Origin of the sequence: Streptomyces sp. C, from assembly GCF_000158895.1 — a bacterium.
GTDB lineage: Bacteria > Actinomycetota > Actinomycetes > Streptomycetales > Streptomycetaceae > Streptomyces > Streptomyces racemochromogenes.
This window is the reverse complement of sequence record NZ_GG657750.1, coordinates 3,260,348-3,262,613: the sequence shown is the minus strand read 5'-3', so window position 1 is coordinate 3,262,613 and position 2,266 is coordinate 3,260,348. Positions and strand designations below refer to the sequence as shown.

The 2,266-nt window shown below is 74.6% G+C and carries 1 protein-coding gene and 2 pseudogenes; all 3 read left to right on the top strand.

From position 1 onward, the window contains the following. On the top strand, positions 1-777 hold a 777-nt coding region (locus SSNG_RS14450; RefSeq protein ID WP_063749891.1), incomplete at its 5' end, for a resuscitation-promoting factor. Then, a pseudogene (gene rsmA, locus SSNG_RS39625) lies at positions 774-1,684 on the top strand (16S rRNA (adenine(1518)-N(6)/adenine(1519)-N(6))-dimethyltransferase RsmA). The gene SSNG_RS14450 and the pseudogene rsmA, both read left to right, overlap by 4 nt. Continuing rightward, a pseudogene (locus tag SSNG_RS14435) lies at positions 1,681-2,266 on the top strand (4-(cytidine 5'-diphospho)-2-C-methyl-D-erythritol kinase); the annotation flags it as partial. The pseudogenes rsmA and SSNG_RS14435, both read left to right, overlap by 4 nt.

Here is a 2,266-nt window from a genome sequence, read left to right as displayed (position 1 = left end):
GTCGACGGCGCCCTGCGCCAGCTCGGCGTCCGCGTCGAGGGCGCCTACCTCTCCGTCCCCCGCACCGCCACCGTCCCCCGCTCCGGCCTCACCCTGGGCGTGCGCACCGAACGCGGCGTCACCTTCATGGCCGACGGCCGCGAACGCACCATCCGCACCAACGCCGCCACCGTCAAGGAAGCCCTCGACCAGGCCGGCATCACCCTCCACGGCCAGGACACCACCTCCGTCCCCCCGGACTCCTTCCCCCGCGACGGCCAGACCGTCACCGTGCTGCGCATCACCGGCACCCGCGAGGTCCGCGAGGAACGCATCCCGTACGCGACCGAACGCGTCGAGGACGCCGGGCTCTTCGCCGGCACCGAGGTCGTCGACCGCGTAGGCCGGCCCGGGGCGCGCCGGGTCACGTACGCCCTGCGCACCGTCAACGGGGTCCGCCAGCAGCCCCGGAAGATCGCCGAGGAGGTCGTCCGGGAGCCCGTCAGCCAGCGCGTCCTGGTCGGCACGAAGCCGCTGCCCACCTCCGTCGCCGGCGCCGACGGCCTCAACTGGTCCGGACTGGCCCAGTGCGAGTCCGGCGGCCGCCCCTCCGCCACCGACCCCTCGGGCACCTACGGCGGCCTCTACCAGTTCGACGTGAGCACCTGGCAGGCCCTGGGCGGCAGCGGCCGCCCGCAGGACGCGCCCGCCTCGGAGCAGACGTACCGGGCGAAGAAGCTCTACGTGCAGCGGGGGGCGAGTCCGTGGCCGCACTGCGGCCGTAGGCTTGAGCGGTGAGCACCGCAGAGCAGCAGCCCCACGAGACCTCCGAGGTCCCTTCCGACGCCCTCCTCGGGCCGGCCGACATCCGAGAGCTGGCCGCCGTCCTCGGCGTCCGCCCGACGAAGCAGAAGGGCCAGAACTTCGTCATCGACGCCAACACGGTGCGCCGGATCGTGCGCACCGCCGACGTGCGTCCGGACGACGTGGTCGTGGAGGTCGGACCGGGCCTCGGCTCGCTGACGCTCGCCCTGCTGGAGGCCGCCGACCGGGTCACCGCCGTGGAGATCGACGACATCCTCGCCGCCGCGCTGCCCGCCACCATCGAGGCGCGGATGCCGCACAAGAAGGACCGCTTCGCGCTGGTCCACTCCGACGCGATGCTCGTCACCGAGCTGCCCGGCCCGGCGCCGACCGCGCTCGTCGCGAACCTCCCCTACAACGTGGCCGTGCCGGTCCTGCTCACGATGCTCGACCGCTTCCCGAGCATCGAGCGGACCCTCGTCATGGTGCAGTCCGAGGTCGCCGACCGGCTCGCCGCCCGCCCCGGGAACAAGGTGTACGGGGTCCCCTCGGTCAAGGCCGCCTGGTACGCGGACGTCAAGCGCGCCGGGGCCATCGGCCGCAACGTCTTCTGGCCCGCGCCGAACGTCGACTCCGGACTCGTCTCCCTCGTCCGGCGCGCCGAGCCCGTGAAGACCACCGCCTCCAAGGCCGAGGTGTTCGCGGTCGTCGACGCCGCGTTCGCGCAGCGCCGCAAGGGCCTGCGCGCCGCGCTCGCCGGCTGGGCCGGTTCGGCGGCCGCCGCCGAGCAGGCGCTGGTCGCCGCCGGCGTCTCCCCGCTGGCGCGCGGCGAGTCCCTCCACTTCGGCAGTTCGCCGCGATCGCCGAGCACAAGCCCGCCGCCCCGAGGCCGGCGCTGTGAGCGTGACGGTACGCGTTCCCGCGAAGGTCAACGTCCAGCTGGCGGTGGGCGCCGCCCGCCCCGACGGCTTCCACGACCTCGCCAACGTCTTCCTGGCCGTCTCCCTGTTCGACGAGGTCACCGCGACCCCCGCCGGCGAGCTCACGGTGACCTGCGAGGGCCCCGACTCCGACCAGGTGCCCCAGGACCGCACCAACCTCGCGGCCCGCGCCGCCGAGCTGCTGGCGGCCCGGGCCGGCATCGAGCCGTCCGTCCACCTCCACATCGCCAAGAACATCCCCGTCGCCGGCGGCATGGCCGGCGGCAGCGCCGACGGCGCGGGCGTGCTGCTCGCGTGCGACCTGCTGTGGAAGCTGGACACCCCCCGCGAGGAGCTCCTGGAGATCTGCGCGGAACTGGGCAGCGACGTCCCCTTCAGCCTCGTGGGCGGCGCCGCGCTCGGCACCGGCCGCGGCGAGTTCCTGACCCCGGTGGACGCCGGCCGCTTCCACTGGGTGTTCGCGGTCGCCGAGGGCGGCCTGTCCACCCCGGCGGTGTTCCGGGAGTTTCGACCGGCTGACCGCCGGTACGGACGTGCCCGCG